This is a genomic window from Streptomyces sp. CA-210063, assembly GCF_024612015.1.
Taxonomy (GTDB): Bacteria; Actinomycetota; Actinomycetes; order Streptomycetales; family Streptomycetaceae; genus Streptomyces.
The window spans coordinates 374372-391735 of record NZ_CP102512.1; the positions used below are offsets into that span (position 1 = coordinate 374372).

At 71.2% G+C, this 17364-nt stretch carries 17 protein-coding genes; 8 read left to right on the forward strand and 9 right to left on the reverse strand.

The annotated features are described in order from the left end of the window. Window positions 1–8: 8 nt before the first annotated feature. On the reverse strand, window positions 9–1499 hold the full coding sequence (locus JIX56_RS01600; protein WP_257536936.1) for an aldehyde dehydrogenase family protein: 1491 nt from the start codon (window positions 1497–1499) through the stop codon (window positions 9–11). 97 nt (window positions 1500–1596) lie between these two features. Then, window positions 1597–2739 (reverse strand): acyl-CoA dehydrogenase family protein, encoded by a 1143-nt coding sequence (locus JIX56_RS01605; RefSeq protein ID WP_257536937.1) that lies wholly within the window; start codon window positions 2737–2739, stop codon window positions 1597–1599. A gap of 88 nt (window positions 2740–2827) precedes the next feature. Between JIX56_RS01605 and JIX56_RS01610 the strand changes: the two genes are divergently transcribed. The 6 genes from JIX56_RS01610 to JIX56_RS01635 all read left to right on the forward strand — a co-directional run bounded on the left by JIX56_RS01610 (window position 2828) and on the right by JIX56_RS01635 (window position 8310). Then, window positions 2828–3583, forward strand: coding sequence for an SDR family NAD(P)-dependent oxidoreductase (locus JIX56_RS01610; protein WP_257536938.1), 756 nt, complete (start codon window positions 2828–2830; stop codon window positions 3581–3583). 10 nt (window positions 3584–3593) lie between these two features. Then, a complete protein-coding gene (locus tag JIX56_RS01615) occupies window positions 3594–4373 on the forward strand; it encodes an enoyl-CoA hydratase/isomerase family protein (RefSeq protein WP_257536939.1) in 780 nt (259 codons plus the stop codon). Between the two features lie 102 nt (window positions 4374–4475). Continuing rightward, window positions 4476–5642: a CaiB/BaiF CoA transferase family protein gene (locus JIX56_RS01620; RefSeq protein WP_257536940.1), complete on the forward strand. Its 1167-nt coding sequence runs from the start codon at window positions 4476–4478 to the stop codon at window positions 5640–5642. Between the two features lie 4 nt (window positions 5643–5646). Continuing rightward, window positions 5647–6558, forward strand: a complete 912-nt coding sequence (locus tag JIX56_RS01625) for an SDR family NAD(P)-dependent oxidoreductase (protein WP_257536941.1) — start codon at window positions 5647–5649, stop codon at window positions 6556–6558. A gap of 8 nt (window positions 6559–6566) precedes the next feature. Further along, a complete protein-coding gene (locus JIX56_RS01630) occupies window positions 6567–7088 on the forward strand; it encodes a DoxX family protein (protein ID WP_257536942.1) in 522 nt (173 codons plus the stop codon). 28 nt (window positions 7089–7116) lie between these two features. Next, window positions 7117–8310, forward strand: a complete 1194-nt coding sequence (locus JIX56_RS01635; RefSeq protein WP_257536943.1) for an acyl-CoA dehydrogenase family protein — start codon at window positions 7117–7119, stop codon at window positions 8308–8310. 73 nt (window positions 8311–8383) lie between these two features. Here JIX56_RS01635 and JIX56_RS01640 read toward each other — a convergent pair whose 3' ends face one another. From JIX56_RS01640 to JIX56_RS01670, 7 genes are read right to left on the reverse strand one after another with little or no spacing between them, the layout of a single operon-like run. Continuing rightward, complete coding sequence (locus JIX56_RS01640; protein WP_257536944.1) at window positions 8384–9499, reverse strand: acyl-CoA dehydrogenase family protein; 1116 nt, start codon at window positions 9497–9499, stop codon at window positions 8384–8386. After that, window positions 9496–10743: an acyl-CoA dehydrogenase family protein gene (locus tag JIX56_RS01645; RefSeq protein WP_257536945.1), complete on the reverse strand. Its 1248-nt coding sequence runs from the start codon at window positions 10741–10743 to the stop codon at window positions 9496–9498. Before JIX56_RS01645 ends, JIX56_RS01640 begins: the two co-directional genes overlap by 4 nt. A 34-nt stretch (window positions 10744–10777) precedes the next feature. Beyond that, entirely contained in the window at window positions 10778–11926 is a 1149-nt protein-coding gene (locus JIX56_RS01650; RefSeq protein ID WP_257536946.1) for a thiolase family protein, read from the reverse strand. Then, window positions 11923–12366, reverse strand: coding sequence for a Zn-ribbon domain-containing OB-fold protein (locus tag JIX56_RS01655; RefSeq protein ID WP_257536947.1), 444 nt, complete (start codon window positions 12364–12366; stop codon window positions 11923–11925). The genes JIX56_RS01650 and JIX56_RS01655 overlap by 4 nt, the downstream gene beginning before the upstream one ends. Before the next feature lies 1 nt (window position 12367). Continuing rightward, window positions 12368–13279, reverse strand: coding sequence for an SDR family oxidoreductase (locus JIX56_RS01660; protein ID WP_257536948.1), 912 nt, complete (start codon window positions 13277–13279; stop codon window positions 12368–12370). A gap of 23 nt (window positions 13280–13302) precedes the next feature. Further along, window positions 13303–14010: a hypothetical protein gene (locus JIX56_RS01665; protein WP_257536949.1), complete on the reverse strand. Its 708-nt coding sequence runs from the start codon at window positions 14008–14010 to the stop codon at window positions 13303–13305. Beyond that, a complete protein-coding gene (locus tag JIX56_RS01670) occupies window positions 14010–15335 on the reverse strand; it encodes a phenylacetate--CoA ligase family protein (RefSeq protein WP_257536950.1) in 1326 nt (441 codons plus the stop codon). Before JIX56_RS01670 ends, JIX56_RS01665 begins: the two co-directional genes overlap by 1 nt. A 173-nt stretch (window positions 15336–15508) precedes the next feature. On the opposite strand from JIX56_RS01670, the gene JIX56_RS01675 reads away from it, so the two are divergent. Further along, window positions 15509–16270, forward strand: coding sequence for an electron transfer flavoprotein subunit beta/FixA family protein (locus tag JIX56_RS01675; protein ID WP_257536951.1), 762 nt, complete (start codon window positions 15509–15511; stop codon window positions 16268–16270). 109 nt (window positions 16271–16379) lie between these two features. Beyond that, window positions 16380–17342: an electron transfer flavoprotein subunit alpha/FixB family protein gene (locus tag JIX56_RS01680; RefSeq protein ID WP_257536952.1), complete on the forward strand. Its 963-nt coding sequence runs from the start codon at window positions 16380–16382 to the stop codon at window positions 17340–17342. Window positions 17343–17364: the final 22 nt, after the last annotated feature.

The window sequence follows — 17364 nt, forward strand, 5'->3', positions numbered from 1 at the left end:
AGAGATCGTCAGACACGGCCGACACCCACGCCCTTGACGCTGATGAACTCGTCCAGCCCGGCCTTGCCGCCTTCCCTGCCGAACCCGCTGATGCCGACGCCGCCGAAGGGCGTGGCGGGCGAGGTGATGGGGTTCGGGCCGGGGTTGACGTAGACCGTTCCGGCCTTCAGGCGGGGCACCAGGCGGTTGACGCGGGCGATGTCGCGGGACTGGATGTAGGCGGACAGGCCGTACTCGGTGTCGTTGGCCAGGGCGACGGCCTCGTCCTCCGTGTCGAACGGGGTGATGGCCAGGACCGGACCGAAGATCTCCTGCTGGGCGAGGTCGCTGCGGTTGTCGACGTCGGCGAAGACGGTCGGGGACACGAAGTAGCCGTCGGCGTCGATGCGTTCGCCGCCGAGCACCAGCCGGCCCGCGCCGCTCTCGACCGCCTTGTCGATCACGCCGTGGACGCGGTCGCGGGCGGCCTCGTTGATGAGGGGGCCGATGTAGGTGGCCGGGTCGAGCGGGTCGCCGACGGGCAGGTGGGCCACGACGCCGGTGACCCGGGCGACGACCTCGTCGTAGATGGACCGCTCCACCAGCAGCCGGGTGGGCAGTGCGCAGCCCTGGCCGGTGTTGCTCATGGCGAAGGCCGCGCAGTACGGCACGACGGTGTCGAGGTCGGTGTCGGCGAAGAGCAGGTTGGCGGACTTGCCGCCCAGTTCGAACACGACGGGCTTGAGGCTGAGCGCCGCGTCGGCCATGATGCGGCGCGCGGTGGCGGGCCCGCCGGTGAAGGAGATCTTGTCGACGCCGGGGTGGGTCACCAGGGCCGATCCGGCGTCGCCGAGTCCGGTGACGACGTTGATGACACCCTCGGGGATGCCGGCCTCGAGAGCCAGGTCGGCGAAGAGCAGCGCGGAGAACGGCGTGGACTCGGCCGGCTTGATGACCACGGTGTTGCCGGCGGCGAGCGAGGGCGGGACTTTCATCGCCAGCGACAGCGCGGGCGAGTTCCAGGTGATGATGTGGCCGATGACGCCGTAGGGCTCGGCGACGGTGTACTCGACGCTCTCGTACGGGCTGTAGGCCGCGCCGACCATGCCCTCGATCTTGTCGGCCCAGCCGGCGTAGTACTCGGTCCACTCGGCGACGTGCGGTCCGACGTTCTCCGCCCAGCCGCCGATGCAGACACCGTTCTCCAGCGGGCAGATCGCCGCGAAGTCGGGGATGTGGTCGCGGAGCAGCTGGGCGAAGCGGGTGAGCAGCCGGCGGCGCTCGGCGGGGCGCATGGTGCCCCACACCTCGAAGGCCTGGCGGGCGGCGGCCACGGCACGGTCCACCTCGGCGGGGCCCGCGAGCGGGATGTGCGCCTGGACCAGACCGGTCGCGGGGTTGCGGTGCTCGTAGAGGCCGCCGCTCGTGTCGGTGAGGTTCTTGCCGCCGATCACCAGCCGCGGTCGCGGCAGATCTCGCTCGGCTCTGTCCTGGTGCAGCTTCACGTCCACCGTGACCACGGATGCCTCCTCGAACCCGATTCCACCGACCCCCGCATCTCGCTTAAATAGATAACCTATTTAGCCAAGGTTATCAATGAAACCGGCAAGGTCCGGCTCACAGTCCCAGCGACCGCCCGATGATCTCCTGCATGATCTCCGACGTCCCGCCGAACACCCGCTGCACCCGGCTGTCCCGCCAGATCCGGGCGATCTCGTACTCGTTGACGTAGCCGTAGCCGCCGAAGAGCTGCATACAGCGGTCGATGACCTCCCAGCCGGTCTCGGAGGTCCAGTACTTGGCCGCGGCTGCCTCCTCGGGCGTCAACTCGCCCTCGACCAGGGCCATGATGCAGCCGTCCACATAGACCCGGGCTGCGCCCAGCTTGGCCGTGATGTCGGCGAGGGCGAACCGGTTGGCCTGGAACGCGCCGATCGGCTGCCCGAAGGCCGTACGGGTCTTGGCGTACTCCAGCGCCAGCCCGTAGGCCCGCTCGGCGGACGCCAGGGAGGAGACGGCGATGGCGAGGCGCTCGGTCGGGAGGTTGCCCATCATGTGATAGAAACCCCGCCCCTCCTGCCCGAGCAGGTTCTCGGCCGGCACGCGGACCTCGCGGAAGAAGAGCTCGGCGGTGTCCTGGGCCTTCATCCCGACCTTGTCGAGCTTGCGCCCGCGCTCGAAACCCTCGGTGCCGCGCTCGACGGCGATCAGGCTGATGCCCTTGTGTCCGGCGGCCGGGTCGGTCTTGCAGGCGACGATGACCAGGTCGGCCAGGATGCCGTTGGTGATGAACGTCTTCGACCCGTCGATCACCCACTCGTCGCCGTCCCGGCGGGCGGTGGTGCGGATGGCCTTGAGGTCGGACCCGGCGGCCGGCTCGGACAGGGCGAGCGCGCAGATCGTCTCGCCGCTGATCACTCCGGGCAGCCAACGGGCCTTCTGCTCCGGGGTGGTGAGGTTCATCAGATAGGGCGGGATGACGTCGTTCTGCAGCCCGAGCCCGATACCGACGGAGCCGGTGGCGGCCATCTCCTCCGCCATGATCGCGTTGTAGCGGAAGTCCCGGATCCCCTGACCGCCGTACTCCTCCGGGAACTCCCAGCCGATGAGCCCGGCCTTGCCCGCGGCGGCCCACGCGGCCCGGCTCACCTGCCCGTCCCGCTCCCACTGCTCGGCGTTCGGGGCGCATTCGCGCAGGTAGTAGGTGCGGGCGGTCTCGCGGAACAGCTCGTGCTCCTCGGTGAAGATCGTACGGCGCATGCTCGACTCCACTCATCACACATCTCGCTTATTTAGCTGAAGTAGTTATACGATAGCGCTGTATCGGCAGTCGGGCGAGGGAGGGCGCGTGAGCGTACGGGACAGGGTGGCACTCGTCACCGGAGCGGGCCGCGGCATCGGTGAGGCGATCGCCGACGCGCTGGCCGCCGCCGGTGCCTCGGTCGCCGTCTGCGACGTGGACGCGGAGGCCGCCGGGAAGGTGGCGGCCGGCCTCGCCGAGCGGTACGGGGTCCGCTCCACGGGAGTCGGCGCGGACATCTCCGACAGCACGGCCGTACGCGCCGCCGTGGAACGCGTGCGCGCCGAACTCGGCCCGGTGGACGTCCTGGTCAACAACGCGGCCGTCGACGTCATCGGCCGGTTCGTCGACAGCGACGAGGAGACCTGGGACCGGATCATCGCCGTCAATCTGCGCGGCACCATCACGGTGACCAGGGCCGTGCTCGACTCCATGATCGAGCGCGGCGGCGGCCGGATCGTCCACATCGCCTCGGACGCCGGCCGGGTCGGCTCGTCCGGCGAGGTCGTGTACTCCGCGACGAAGGGCGGCGTCATCGCCTTCGGCAAGGCCCTGGCCCGCGAGGTCGCCCGGCACAACATCACCGTGAACAGCGTCTGCCCCGGGCCGACCGAGACCGCGCTGCTCGGGCAGGTCGCCGAGTACAGCCAGAAGATGTACGACGCGACCGTGCGGGCGATCCCGCTGCGCCGCGTCGCCCAGCCCGCCGAGATCGCCGGTGTGGTGGCCTTCCTCGCGTCCGACGACGCCGCCTATGTGACCGGGCAGACGCTGTCGGTCAGCGGCGGCCTCACGATGGTCTGAGGTGACACCCATGAGCAGTGTGCTGCGGGTCGAACTCCGCGACAGAATCGCCGTGTTGACGCTGGACCGGCCCAGGCAGCTCAATGCCGTCGGCTCCGACACCGTGGAGCAGCTGACGCGGGCCCTCGACGACGTCCGCGACAACGACGACGTACGCGCCCTGGTCGTCGCCGGAGCCGGCCGGGCCTTCTCGGCCGGGGCGGACCTCGGTGAGATCGAGTCGTTCACGGCGCCGGGGCAGTTCCGTGCCTTCGTAGGGCGTCTGACCGAGGCGTACGCGCTCCTTGAGGAGTTCCCCAAGCCGTCCGTCGCGGCCGTCCACGGCTTCGCCTTCGGGGGCGGTCTGGAGCTGGCGCTCGCCTGCGACCTACGGGTGGCGGAGCGGGGCGCCCGGCTCGGTCTGCCCGAGATGAAGCTGGGCGTCCTGCCGGGCGCCGGCGGCACCCAGCGGCTGCCGCGCCTCCTGCCGCCCGCGATCGCCAAGCAGATGATCCTCACCGGCGAACCGATCGACGCGGAGCGGGCCCACGCGCTGGGACTGGTCAATGAACTGGCCGCGCCCGGTGAGGTGTTGAGCGCCGCCGAGGCGCTGGCCGCCACGCTGGCGGCCGGGGCTCCGCTGGCCCTCGCCGCGGGCAAGCGGCTGATCGGCCACGGGCTCGGCATGGATCTGGAGGCGGCGATCGCGTACGAGCGCGAGACCGTCTCGGTGCTGTTCTCGACCGAGGACCGGGCCGAGGGTCTGAAGGCCTTCCGGGAGCGCCGCCCCGGCGACTTCCGCGGCGTGTAGCGGACGTACCGACGAACCGGGCACGGGCGTACCGACGAACCGTGTGCCCGGCGTACCGAACGCACCCTGAACCGGACGTACCGACGAACTGGGAGGTGGGCCGTGCGGCCACTGGAGGGCATTGCCGTCGTCGAGCTGGGCATGTGGGTGGCGGCACCGGCCGCGGCCACCATGCTCGCCGACTGGGGCGCGGACGTGGTGAAGGTGGAGGCGCCGACCGGGGATCCCAACCGGTACACCCTGCGGCACGTCGGCCAGGACATCGACAGCGCGCCGCCGTTCGAGACCGACAACCGCGGCAAGCGCGGGATCGTCCTCGACCTGCGCTCTGAGGAGGGCAAGGACGTACTGACGCGGCTCCTCGAGCGCGCCGACGTGTTCGTCACCAACCTCCGTCCCGGCGCCCTGGAGCGGCTGGGCCTGGGACCGGACGAGCTGCGGATCCGCCATCCCCGCCTTGTCATCGGAACGTTGACGGGATACGGCTGGGCCGGCGCCGAGCGCGACCGGGCCGGGTACGACGTGTCCGCCTTCTGGGCCCGGCCCGGCATCGCGGCCATGCTCAACCCGGCCGGGGAGCCGCCGCCCGGCATCCGGCCCGGCCTCGGCGACCGTACGGCCGCGTCCAACCTGGTGGCGGGCGTGCTGGCCGCGCTGCTGCGCCGCGAACGGACGGGCGAGGGCGGGGTGGTGGACGTGTCGCTGCTGCGCTCCGGCACCTACGCCAACGGCAACGACCTCGCCCTGCAGAACTTCTTCGGCAAGCGGGGCCGTACCCGCCATCGCACCGAGCACGAGTCCCCCCTCTACAACTCCTACCGGGCCGCCGACGACCGCTGGTTCTGGCTCGTCGGCCTGGAGGGCAACCGGCACTGGCCCGGTGTGGTGAAGGCGCTCGGCCGGGAGGACCTGGCTCAGGACGAGCGGTTCGCGACCGGCAAGGCCCGGCGCGGGCACGTACGCGAACTGATCGCCGCCTTCGACGAGGAGTTCTCCAAGCGGCCGCTGGCCGAGTGGGCGGCACGCTTCGACGCCGAGGGCGTGTGGTGGGCGCCCGTGCAGACCCTCGCCGAGGTGGCGGCCGATCCGCAGGCCGAGGCGGTGGGGGCGTTCGTCGAGCAGCCCGGCATGGGTGACGCGCCGCCGCTGCGGACCGTGGCGACGCCGGTGAGCTTCTGGGGCGTGGACGACAAGCCGCGCACCGGCGCGCCGACGCTCGGCGAGCACACCGACGACGTACTCGACGAACTCGACCGGACTGGAAGGTAGGGGCATGGGCATCCTCGACGACAAGGTCGCCATCGTGACCGGCGGCGGCAGAGGGCTGGGCCGGGCGCACTGTCTGGCACTCGCCGAGGCCGGCGCGACCGTGGTCGTGAACGACCTCGGCGCGGGCGTGCACGGCGAGAGCACGGGCGACTCCCCCGCCGACGACGTGGTCGCCGAGATCACCAAGCTGGGCGGCCGGGCGGTCGCCGACCACAGCTCGGTGACGGACTGGGCGGCGACCGAGAGCATGGTCGCGGACACCGTCGCGGAGTTCGGACGCCTCGACATCGTCGTGAACAACGCCGGCATCGTGCGCGACCGGATGCTGTTCTCGATGACGGAGGCCGAGTTCGACTCGGTGATCGCGGTCCATCTGAAGGGCACCTTCGCGCTCACCCGGCACGCGTGCGCGTACTGGCGCGAGGCGTCGAAGCGGGGCGAGCGTGTGGCCGGCCGGGTGATCAACACGACGTCCGGGACCGGTCTGTTCGGCAACCAGGGGCAGTCCAACTACGGCGCCGCGAAGGCCGGGATAGCCGGGCTCACCGTGCTCACCGCCCTGGAGATGCGCAAGTACGGCGTCACCGCGAACGCCGTCTCACCGATCGCGGCCACCCGGATGACGGACGGGCTGGACGTCGGCGCGTCCCTCCGGGCCACCGACGGCTTCGACCCGCGCGATCCCGCCAACGCCTCCGGCGTCGTCGTCTACCTGGCCTCCGACAGCGCGGCATGGCTGACCGGCCAGGTCCTGCGCATCGAGGGCAACCGGCTGAACCGGCTCCAGGGCTGGACCGTCGCCGGCGTCCACCCGAGCGAGTCCGGCAAGGCCCTTACCTACGACGAACTCGTGGACGCGGTACCGCAGTTGTACGGTGTCGTGCCGGCCGGACGGGCCACGGGGGTCGGCCAGTGAAGGCCCGCGTGGCCAGGGGCCACGACACCGCCGCTCTCGTGCTGCGCGCGACGCTCGGCCCGATGCTCTTCGTGCACGGCTGGAACAAGGTCAACGGGCCGGGCGGGATCGAGGGAACGACGGGCTGGTTCCAGGCGCTGGGCCTCGAACCGGCCGAGGTGCACGCCCGCATGGCCGCCGGCACCGAGATGGCGGCCGGGGCCGCCCTCACCCTCGGCGTGGCGAACCCGCTCCCCGCCGCCGCGGCCGTCGGACTGATGACCGTGGCCGCGCGGACCGACCACCGGGGCAAGGGCTTCTTCGTCTTCAAGGGCGGCTGGGAGTACGCCGGTGTGGTGGGCGGCGCGGCCGTCGCGCTCGCCGCGCTGGGCCACGGCCGGTACTCGCTCGACGGGCTGCTGCGCCCGGGTGGCGGGGGCGTGGGCCCCGCGCTGCTGGCCGCGGGGCTCGGCACGGCGAGCGCCGCTGCCCTGCTGGCGGCCTGCTACCGGCCGGAGCGGAAGCCGGACGACACACAAACCGATCAATAAATGCAACCGGGACTATCAGGGAGTCGACATGGACGCGGCTGACTTCAGCGCGGTGCTGTCCGAGGTCCGGCGCTTCGTCCGCGAACGCGTCGTGCCCGTCGAAACGGAGATCGACGAGAAGGACGAGATGCCCGCGGACATCCGCGAGGCGGCGAAGAAGATGGGGCTGTTCGGCTTCGCGCTGCCCGAGGAGTACGGCGGGCTGGGACTGTCGATGTACGAGGAGGCCCAGCTGATGTTCGAGCTGGGCTATACGACCCCGTCCCTGCGCTCGATGTTCGGCACCAACAACGGCATCGCCGGACACGTCCTGATGGTCGGCGGCACCGAGGAGCAGAAGGCCGAGTGGCTGCCGAGGATCGCCTCGGGCGAGGTGCTGGCGTCGTTCGCGCTCACCGAGCCGGAGGCCGGCTCCGACCCGTCGACGCTGACCACACGCGCCCATCTCGACGATGGGGGCACCTCCCGCTCGAGCGCAGCCGAGAGTGGGGGAGAGTGGGTGATCAACGGCGCCAAGCGGTACATCACCAACGCCCCGCTCGCCGACGTCTTCATGGTCTTCGCCCGCACCGACCCGGACGCCCCGCGCACCCGGGGCATCTCCACCTTCCTGGTCCCGGCCGGCACCCCGGGCCTCACCGTGGCCCCCAAGGACCACAAGATGGGCCAGTTCGGCGCCTGGACCGCGGATGTGTACTTCGACGACGTTCGCGTACCGGCTTCGGCACTGGTCGGCGGCGACGAAGGCCTGAACCGCGGGTTCGGCACCGCGATGGGCTGTATCGCGCACGGGCGGGTGCACATCTCGGCCCTGATGGTCGGCATGGCCGAGCGTCTGGTCGACGAGTCCGTCGCGTACGCGAGCACCCGCCGGCAGTCCGGGAAGCTCATCGGTTCCTTCCAGCTCGTCCAGGGTCTGATCGCCGACTCCATGACCGACTACTACGCCGGCCGTGCCACCGTCCTGGAGGCCGCCCGGCGTTTCGACTCGGGCGAGGACACGAAGATCGGTCCGTCCTGCACGAAGTACTTCGCCAGCGAGATGGTGTGGCGGGTCGCGGACCGCGCGGTGCAGGTGCACGGCGGCGCGGGCTATATGCGCGGCGTCGCCGTCGAGCGCTTCTACCGCGACGCCCGGCTGTTCCGCATCTACGAGGGCACCAGCCAGGTCCAGCAGGTCATCATCGCCAAGGCGTTGCTGGGCGAGGCCGCGCGCGGCTGACCGGCGGCGAGCGCGCCGACCGGCGACACACACGAAGGCCCCGGAGCGATCCGGGGCCTTCGTCGTGCGGTGCTCAGATGCCGAGCCGGTCCAGCAGGCGCTCGTGGTACACCGCCGGTCCGCCGAAGAGCAGTTGGGAGGACTTGGCCCGGCGGAAGTACAGATGGGCCGGGTGCTCCCAGGTGAAGCCGATGCCGCCGTGGACGTGGATGTTCTCCATGGCCGCGACCATGTACGCCCGTGAGCAGCAGGCGTGGGCCACGGCGGCGGCGACGGGGAAGTCCGGCGCGTCCTCGGTGGCCAGCCGGGCCGCCTCCCGTGCGGAGGCCTCGGCCAGTTCCACCTGGACGAGCATGTCCGCGCACTTGTGCTTGACCGCCTGGAAGGAGCCGATCGGCCGGCCGAACTGGTGCCGGACACGGGCGTACTCGGCGCTCGTCTCCAGGCACCGGCGCGCTCCGCCCGCCTGCTCGGCGGCGAGTCCGACCGAGGCGATGTCCAGCACCCTGGCCATGATCCGCCCGCCCGCCCCGTCCGCGCCGACGAGGGTCGCGGACACGGAGTCGAAGGTCAGCCGGGCCATGGCCCGCGTGGCGTCGAGGGTCTCCAGCGGCTCGGCGGAGAGTCCCGTCGCCGACCGGTCGACGGCGAACAGTGACGGACCGGCGACGGTGCGGGCGACGACAAGGACCAGGTCCGCCGTCGTGCCGTCGATGACGAAACACTTGCGGCCCTTCAGCCGCCACCCGCCGTTCCCGTCCGGCAGGGCACGCACGGTGATCAGCGCGGGGTCCCAGGAACCGTTGTCCTCGGCGACGGCGAGGGTGGCCGTGGTGCGTCCGGCGGCGATGCCGGGCAGATGACGGGCGCAGGCTTCCTTGTCGCCCGAGGCCAGCAGGGCCTGGGCGGCCAGGAGGACGGTCGCGAAGAAGGGCGCGCAGAACAGGGCGCGCCCCATCTCCTCCAGGACCACGCCGAGTTCGACGAGGCCGAAGCCGTCGCCGCCGTACTCCTCGGGGATGGCCAGGCCCGGCAGCCGTAGCTGGTCCGCCGCCTGTGCCCACACCTCGGTGTCGAAGTGCGGCTCGCTCTCCATGAGCTTGCGCACGGCCTCCTCGGGCGACTTGGCCTCCATGAACTCCCGTACAGACGCGCGGAGTTCCTTGAGCTCGCTGTCGTCGGCGGTCATGACCGCACCTCCTTGGCCATGGTGGTCACCGGCTCCTTGGGCAGGCCGAGGACGCGTTCCGCGAGGATGTTCTTCATGATCTCCTCGGTGCCGCCGAGGATGCGCAACGCCGGTGTGGCCAGGAGGAGTTCGGACCAGGCGTACGTACCCCACCTGCCGGTGTCGGCGATGATGCGCGGGCCGAGGCACTCGGACACGAAGTGGGCGGCACGGGTGAGGTTCTGACCGTACATCAGCTTGGCGACGGACCTCTCGGGGCCGGGGGCGATCCCCGCCCGCAGGGTTCGTCGGGCGCGGTCGTTGAGGTAGCCGGTGGCCATCGCGTCCACGAGGAGTTCGGCGAGGCGGCCCCGCAGGGCTCGGTCGTCCCAGGTCCAGGTGGCGCGCATGAGCGCCGAGAGGTGGTCCGGGGACAGGGCGGCGGCCACCGGTCCCGCGCCCTCGCTGCCGACCGTGTTGCGCTCGTTCATCAGGGTGGTCAGGGCGACCGTCCAGCCGCCGTCGACCTCGCCGAGGCGGTGGTCGTCGGGGACGCGTACGTCGGTGAGGAAGACCTCGTTGAAGTCCGCGCCACCGGTCATCTGGCGCAGCGGCCTGACCTCGACGCCGGGGGCGTCCATGGGGACCAGGAAGGCCGTGATGCCACGATGCTTGGGCGCGCCTGGGTTCGTACGGGTCAGCGCGAGGCCGATCTCGCTGTGGTGGGCGACCGACGTCCACACCTTCTGCCCGTTCAGCACCCAGTCCTCGCCCTCCCGGACGGCCCGGGTCGCCACGCTCGCCAGGTCGGATCCGGCGCCGGGCTCGCTGAACAGCTGGCAGGCGATGGCGTCCCCGCGGTACATCGCGGGCAGCCAGCGGTCCTTGATGTGCGGCTGGGCGTGGGCGAGGATCGTCGGTCCGATCATGCCGAGGCCGACGACACCGAGCACGCCGGTGTCGGGGACGTCGTACTCGGACTCGACGGCGTCGTAGAGCAGGTCGTGGACGGCGGTCAGGCCCCGGCCGCCGTACTCGGGCGGGCCGGTGATCCAGCCGAAGCCGTGTCCGTGGCGGATCCGCTGCCACTCGCGGGCCCGCCGCACCTGCTCCGCCTCCTCCTCGGGCGGGAGGCTGCTGAAGTACGCCATCGAGTCGTCGCCCTCGCCCCAGGTGACGGCGGTGCGGTCGGGGGCCTTCGCCGCGTGGGCGTCGAGGAAACGGCGGGCCTCGGCGGCGAAGTCCTGCATGTCGTCGGGTTCCATCGCGTGCGCTCCGCTGTCAGGTCGCAGAAGTCGGTCAGGTCGAGAGGATCGTCACCGCCGACGCGCCCGGCGCGCCGTACAGGTGGGTGTAGCCGACGCGGGGTGTGCCGGGGATCTGGCGGTCGCCCGCCGTGCCGCGCAGCTGGAGGACGATCTCGTGGATCTGGCGCAGTCCGGACGCGCCGATCGGTTCGCCGTTGCCGAGCAGTCCGCCGTCGGTGTTGACCGGGAGCCGGCCGCCGATCTCGGTGACGCCCTCGGCGATGAGGCGTTCCTGTTCGCCGTCCTTGCAGAGGCCGTTCTCGGCCATGTGGATGATCTCCGACCCGGCGTCCGTGTCCTGGAGCTGGGCGACGTCGACGTCCTCGGGGCCGATGCCCGCGCTCTCGTAGGCCGCCAGGGAGGCGTCCACGGTCGGGCTCGCCACCGGCTCCCCGACGGGGAAGGACGGGCTCTGCACCTCGAACGCGCCGAGCCTGCGGCTGCGCAGGGCGGTGGAACGGACCCGTACGGGCTTCCCGGTGTACTTGTGGGCCTGGTCGGCACGGCACAGGATCAGCGCCGCGGCGCCCTCGTTCGGGCCGCAGTACATGAACTGGCGCAGGGGGTAGTTGAGGACCGGGGAGGCGAGAACCTCCTCCGGGGTGAGCGGGGTGCGGCGCCAGGCCTTGTCGTTCCCGGCCGCGTTGCGGAAGTTCTTCGACGCCACGCGGGCGAGCGTCTCGTGGGAGATGCCGTGGTCGTGCATATAGCGGTTGATCTTCATGCCGAAGAAGTGGGTGGTGAGGAAGAGCCCGGTCTGTCCGTACCAGGAGGGGATGCCGGCCACGGACGGGTCGGCGGCGAACGCGCCGCGCGGGTGCTTGTCGAGGCCGATGGCGATGGTCAGGTCGTGCTCGCCGGTCTCGATGGCGCGGGCGGCCAGCGCGATGGCCGTACCGGCCGTGGCACAGCCGTTGAACACGCCACGCAGCGGAACCCCGGTCAGTCCCAGGCGCCCGACGATCGCGTCCGGGTTGGCGACTTCATAGCTGCCGATGTAACCGCCCTGGATCTGCGGCCAGGTCACACCCGCGTCGGCGAGCGCCAACCGGACCGCGTCCGCGCCCATGTCCAGCGCGGGCTTCCCGGGGAACCTCCCGAAGGGGTGGAGCCCCGCACCGATGATGACGGCCTCGGTCATGACCCCTCCTTCTCCATGGGCGTGAACGCGAACGTGACGACCTCGGTGCCGTCGTCCCGCACGGCGTACGGCACCAGCGTCAGCCGCATGTCCTGCCCGACCTTGAGCTTCTCCGGGTCGGGTTCGGTGAGACGGGCCTCGACCAGCAGCTCACCCGGCAGCTCGATGTAGCCGACCGCGTAGGGCTCGAAGGCGTCGGGCCCGTCGTACGGCGGGGACGGCGGGCGGAAGTTCTGGGTCGTGTACGTCCACAGCGTCCCGCGGTCCGACAGCAGCCGTTGCCTGGACTCCTGGCTCGCGCACCGCACGCAGTCCGCGGCGGCGGGGAAGCTGATCAGGCCGCAGGCCACGCACTCGGAGCCGATGAGCCGGGGCGGTGCGGTGGCGTCGGGCGGCCAGGTGAACAGGCCCTCCGCGACCGGCTTCTGATTGAGCGTCATCTCACGCGCCCTTCCGCTCGCCCAGCGCGTCGGCGTTCGGAGCCGCCTTGGCCACCAGGTTGGGAACGACCGAGGACAGCTCCTGCGGTGTCCACCGGGACTCCGCGCTCGCGCCGGGGCCGTTGACCCAGCCCTCCAGGACGGTGATCCGGTTGCCCATGACGCCGAAGACACGGCCGGTGACCTCGCGCGAGGCGGCCGAGCCGAGCCAGACCACGAGGGGCGAGATGGCCTCGGGGGTGAGGTCCTGGGCCTCGGCGGCCCGCTTCATCATGTCGATGTCCTCGGTCAGCCGGGTGAGCGCGGTCGGCGCGATGGCGTTCACCGTCACGCCGTAGCGGGCCAGTTCGGCGGCGGCGATGACGGTGAGGCTCGCGATACCGGCCTTGGCCGAGCCGTAGTTGGACTGGCCGGGGTTGCCGAAGATGCCGGAGGGCGAGGTGGTGTTGATCACCCGGGCGTCGTTGTCGTGACCGGCCTTGGCGCGCTCACGCCAGTACGCCGCCGCGTGGTGGAGGGTGGCGAAGCTGCCCTTGAGATGGACGGCGACGACGCTGTCCCAGTCCCGTTCGGTCATCGACACGATCATCCGGTCGCGCAGGATGCCGGCGTTGTTGACCAGGACGTCCAGGCGGCCGTAGGTCTCCACGGCCTGGCCGACGAGCCGGCCTGCGCCGTCCCAGGTGGAGATGTCGTCCGTGTTGGCCACGGCCTCGCCGCCGGCCGCGACGATCTCGTCCACCACGGCCTGGGCGGGTCCGGCCGAGGCCCCCGCCCCGTCGCGCGCACCGCCCAGGTCGTTGACCACGACCTTCGCCCCGTGCGCGGCGAACGCCAGGGCGTGGGCCCGGCCGATGCCGTTGCCGGCGCCCGTGACGACCACGACCCGGCCGTCGACAACTGCTTCGGACATCCTCGACTCCTTTGTGATGATGTTCAGTTGGCCTGGGCGAGCAGGACCCGAGGGTCCTCGCTGCCGCAGGCGCACCGGCCGGTGACGACGCGGCCCGCGACAGCGAGCGGGGTCTCGGCCAGCGGCGAGGTGCGCTCCTCGCCCGCCGCCACGGTGAGCCGCCCGTCGCGTTCGCCGATCCGCCATGCGGCGGCGTTGATGTGCGCGCCGGTCCGCTCGGGGCACTCCAGCGCGAGCGCCGGTCCCACGGCCGAGATCACACAGGCGGACACGCCCACCGCGCGCAGCACCGGGATGGCGGAGGGCCGGGCCAGCACGACCCGTGTCGGCCGGAACATCTCACCGAGGTCGGCCGTCCCGGCGAGTCCCTCCAGGGTCTGTTCCGACAGGCCGATCACCGCGTGCGGGGTGAGTTCACGGTGGAAGACCGAGGTGCGGCGGTGGTCCCAGCCCATCGCCTCGGCGATGCCGTACGGGACGTTGAGCGCGCGCAGGGCGCCGATCACCGAGTGCCCCCAGAAGCCCTCGAAGCCGGAGGCGGTCAGCAACGCCCGTTGCCCGGCGGCGAGTCCGTGCGCTCGCAGCCGCTCGGCGACCCAGTCGGTGTCGCGGGCGAGCTCCGCCCGGGTCAGATCCATGTCCCGCATGCCGTCGGCGCTGGGGAAGCGCACGAGGTAGGCGAGGTCGGGCCGGTCGAGGGTCCTGGCCCGGGCGAGGGTGTCGGCGCGCATCAGCTCTTCACCACCCGGGGGAACTTGGCGACGCTGGTCATGGTCTTCAACAGGTCCTCCTCGGTGCGCATGTCGAGCACCGGCTTCACTCCGGTCCGCTCCTGCACGGCCTCGCCGAGCCGCCCGGCCAGGGCGTCCACGTCCTCGGTGAGATGGGGGTCGTAGCCGACCCGGAGCCGCAGTTCGTCCACCTCGCGACCGTCCCGGACGATCTGGAAGACGCCGGCGACCGTCTCGGGCTGGTCCTCCACGGCCTGCCAGATGTCCCGCAGGACCACCGAGCGCCCGTGGACCAGGGTCTCGTCGCCCCGCCGTCCGGCCACCCACATCCGGGCGTGGGTACGGCCGCAGCCGCAGCCGTCGCGGGCCATGCGGACCAGGTCCTCGCTGCGGTAACGGATCAGCGGCGCGGCCCGGTTGTCCAGGTCGGTGGCGACCAGTTCGCCGAGGTCGCTCGCCGGGACGTCCTGCCAGGCACCCTGGTCGTCGATGTCGACGCACTCGGCGAAGACGGTGTCCTCCCAGAGGTGGAAGCCGTCGTGCTCACGGCACTCCCAGGCGGTGCCGGTGTCGGCGGCGCTGGTGTACTCGTAGATGTCGATGCCCCAGTCGTCGCGGACCCGGGCGCGCATCTTCCGGCTGAGGGGCTGTCCGGCGCAGGAGGCGCCCTTGAGGGAGGAGAAGGCCTCCTTCAGGTCCGTCTTCTCGGCCAGGTGCTCCAGCTCCACGATCTGCGGATACATCATCTGGAGGTAGGCCGGCCGGTAGGTGCGCAGGGCCTCGACGACCTCGGCCATGTTCCCCATCCAGGTGTCCACCTCGATGACCACGGCGCCGAGTGCCTGGAAGCCCGCGTCCATGAGGTTGCGGAATGTGCCGGGCGGGCTGAGGACCCGGTCCCCCGGCCTCAGGCCCAGCTCCCACAGGTCCCGCACCTGGGCGGTGACCAGGGGCGGCGCGTCCTGCCAGATCTCGGCGAAGAACTCCGGGTCGCCGGTGGTGCCCGAACTGGAGGAGACCGAGGTCAGCTCCTCGACGGGGACACAGAGCAGACCGCCGAAGGGGTCGCCGGTGCGGGCCCGGTGGGCGCGCACCATGTCCTTGGTCATGAAGGGGATCCGTGCCCGGAAGTCCTCCAGCGAGCGGATGTCGCGCGGGTGGACGCCGTGCTCGTCCCAGAGTTCGCGATAGAAGGCGGAGTTGGCGTAGGCGTACCCCACCAGCTCCAGGACCTTCTCCTCCTGCTGCGCCCGCAGCAGCTCGCGGGGCATGGTCTCCACCTGTGGCTCGAAGTACCTGTCACCGGTGTGCCTGTCACCCACCATGGCGCCTCCTCGCGGCTCAGTGCCCAGATCTTCCAGCTATCAGCGCAATCAGTCAACTAATTCGACGGAATCAAGATGAGGACTCGCATCCCGCCGGTCTATATAGTTAACTATTAGCACTCATTACACCTTCGGAAGCGCCTGGAGCGTGCACTGTGAAGATCGTTGTCTGCGTGAAGCACGTGCCCGACGCCACTGCGGACCGCACCTTCACCGAGGACGGCACCACCGACCGGGAATCGGTCGACTCACTGCTGTCCGAACTCGACGAGTACGCGGTCGAGCAGGCCCTGCGGATCGCGGAGTCGGACGACGACGCCGAGATCAGTTACCTCACGGTCGGCCCCGACGACGCCAAGGACGCGCTGCGCAAGGCGCTGGCCATGGGCGGTGACTCGGCGGTCCATGTGAGCGACGACGACCTCGAGGGCAGCGACGCCTTCGGTACGTCACTCGTCCTGGCCAAGGCGATCGAACGGAACGGCTTCGATCTCGTCCTGTGCGGGATGGCCTCGACGGACGGCACCATGGGTGTCGTACCGGCACTGCTGGCCGAGCGGCTCGGCGTCCCCGCCGTCACCCACCTGGAGGACCTGGCGGTCGAGAACGGAACGGTGACGGGCCGTCGCGAGGGCGACGGCGCGACCGTACGGATCCAGGGCACCCTGCCGGCCGTCGTGTCGGTGACCGACCGCTCCGGGGACGCCCGTTACCCCTCCTTCAAGGGGATCATGGCCGCGAAGAAGAAGCCGCTGGAGACCCTTGACCTGGACGACCTCGGGATCGAGGCCGCGCAGGTGGGCCCGGCCGGGGCGCGATCCGCCGTGGACACCGCGACCAGGCGCCCGCCCCGCAGCAAGGGCGAGATCCTCGCCGACGACGGCAGCGGCGGCACCGTACTGGCCGCGTTCCTCACCGCCAAGAAGTTCATCTGACCAAGAAGTTCATCCGACCAAGAACTTCACTTGGCCAAAAAGCTCACCTGGCCGAGAAGCTCACCTGAAGCAGGAAGATCATCCCCCGTCCCGAAGGAGTTGCATCACCGTGGCCGAGATCCTGGTCCTCGTCGACCACACGGACGGCGCCGTACGCAAGCCGACCCTCGAACTGCTCACCCTGGCACGCAGGTTGGGCGAACCCTCGGCCGTCTTCCTGGGGCAGGGCGCCGACTTCGCCGCCGCGGCCCTCGGCCGGTACGGCGCGCGCAAGGTCTACGTCGTGGACGCCCCCGAGGTCGACGAGTACCTCGTCACCCCGGCCGTCGACGCCCTCACCCAGATCGCCGAGCGCACCGGCCCGGCGGCGATCCTGCTGCCGTCGGGACCGGACGGCAAGGAGACCGCCGCCCGGGTCGCGCTCCGGCTCGGCTCCGGGCTCATCACCGACGCCGTCGACGTCACCGCCGGGGCGGACGGCCCCGTCACCGAGCAGTCGGCCTTCGCGGCGACCTACCAGGTCACCGCGCACATCACGCAAGGCGTGCCCGTCATCACGGTGAAGCCGAACGCCGTCGCCCCCGAGCCCGCCCCCACCGACCCCGTCATCGACAAGCAGGACATCGCCTTCGGGCCGGCCTCCACCGCCGTCAAGGTGCTGTCCCGCACCCCACGCGAGCGTGGCGACCGTCCGGAGCTGACCGAGGCCGACATCGTGGTCTCCGGCGGCCGGGGAGTGAACGGCGCGGAGAACTTCGCCGTCATCGAGCGCATCGCCGACCTGCTGGGCGCGGCCGTCGGGGCGTCCCGTGCCGCCGTGGACGCGGGCTGGTACCCGCACAGCCACCAGGTCGGGCAGACCGGCACCCAGGTCTCCCCGCAGCTCTACCTCGCCGCCGGAATCTCCGGGGCGATCCAGCACCGGGCGGGCATGCAGACGTCCAAGACCATCGTCGCCGTCAACAAGGACGCCGACGCCCCCATCTTCGAACTCGCCGACCACGGCGTGGTCGGGGACCTCTTCGAGGTGCTGCCGCAGCTGGCGGACGAGATCGAGCGACGCCGGAGCTGACCTCCCGCGCCCGGAGCCGATC

Coding starts and splice junctions, on each gene's coding strand:
- JIX56_RS01655 (WP_257536947.1), bottom strand. CDS start 12,366: ATGACGCTCAATCAGAAGCCGGTCGCGGAGGGCCTGTTCACCTGGCCG.
- JIX56_RS01625 (WP_257536941.1), top strand. CDS start 5,647: ATGGGCATCCTCGACGACAAGGTCGCCATCGTGACCGGCGGCGGCAGA.
- JIX56_RS01635 (WP_257536943.1), top strand. CDS start 7,117: ATGGACGCGGCTGACTTCAGCGCGGTGCTGTCCGAGGTCCGGCGCTTC.
- JIX56_RS01650 (WP_257536946.1), bottom strand. CDS start 11,926: ATGACCGAGGCCGTCATCATCGGTGCGGGGCTCCACCCCTTCGGGAGG.
- JIX56_RS01665 (WP_257536949.1), bottom strand. CDS start 14,010: ATGCGCGCCGACACCCTCGCCCGGGCCAGGACCCTCGACCGGCCCGAC.
- JIX56_RS01645 (WP_257536945.1), bottom strand. CDS start 10,743: ATGGAACCCGACGACATGCAGGACTTCGCCGCCGAGGCCCGCCGTTTC.
- JIX56_RS01615 (WP_257536939.1), top strand. CDS start 3,594: ATGAGCAGTGTGCTGCGGGTCGAACTCCGCGACAGAATCGCCGTGTTG.
- JIX56_RS01670 (WP_257536950.1), bottom strand. CDS start 15,335: ATGGTGGGTGACAGGCACACCGGTGACAGGTACTTCGAGCCACAGGTG.
- JIX56_RS01605 (WP_257536937.1), bottom strand. CDS start 2,739: ATGCGCCGTACGATCTTCACCGAGGAGCACGAGCTGTTCCGCGAGACC.
- JIX56_RS01640 (WP_257536944.1), bottom strand. CDS start 9,499: ATGACCGCCGACGACAGCGAGCTCAAGGAACTCCGCGCGTCTGTACGG.
- JIX56_RS01660 (WP_257536948.1), bottom strand. CDS start 13,279: ATGTCCGAAGCAGTTGTCGACGGCCGGGTCGTGGTCGTCACGGGCGCC.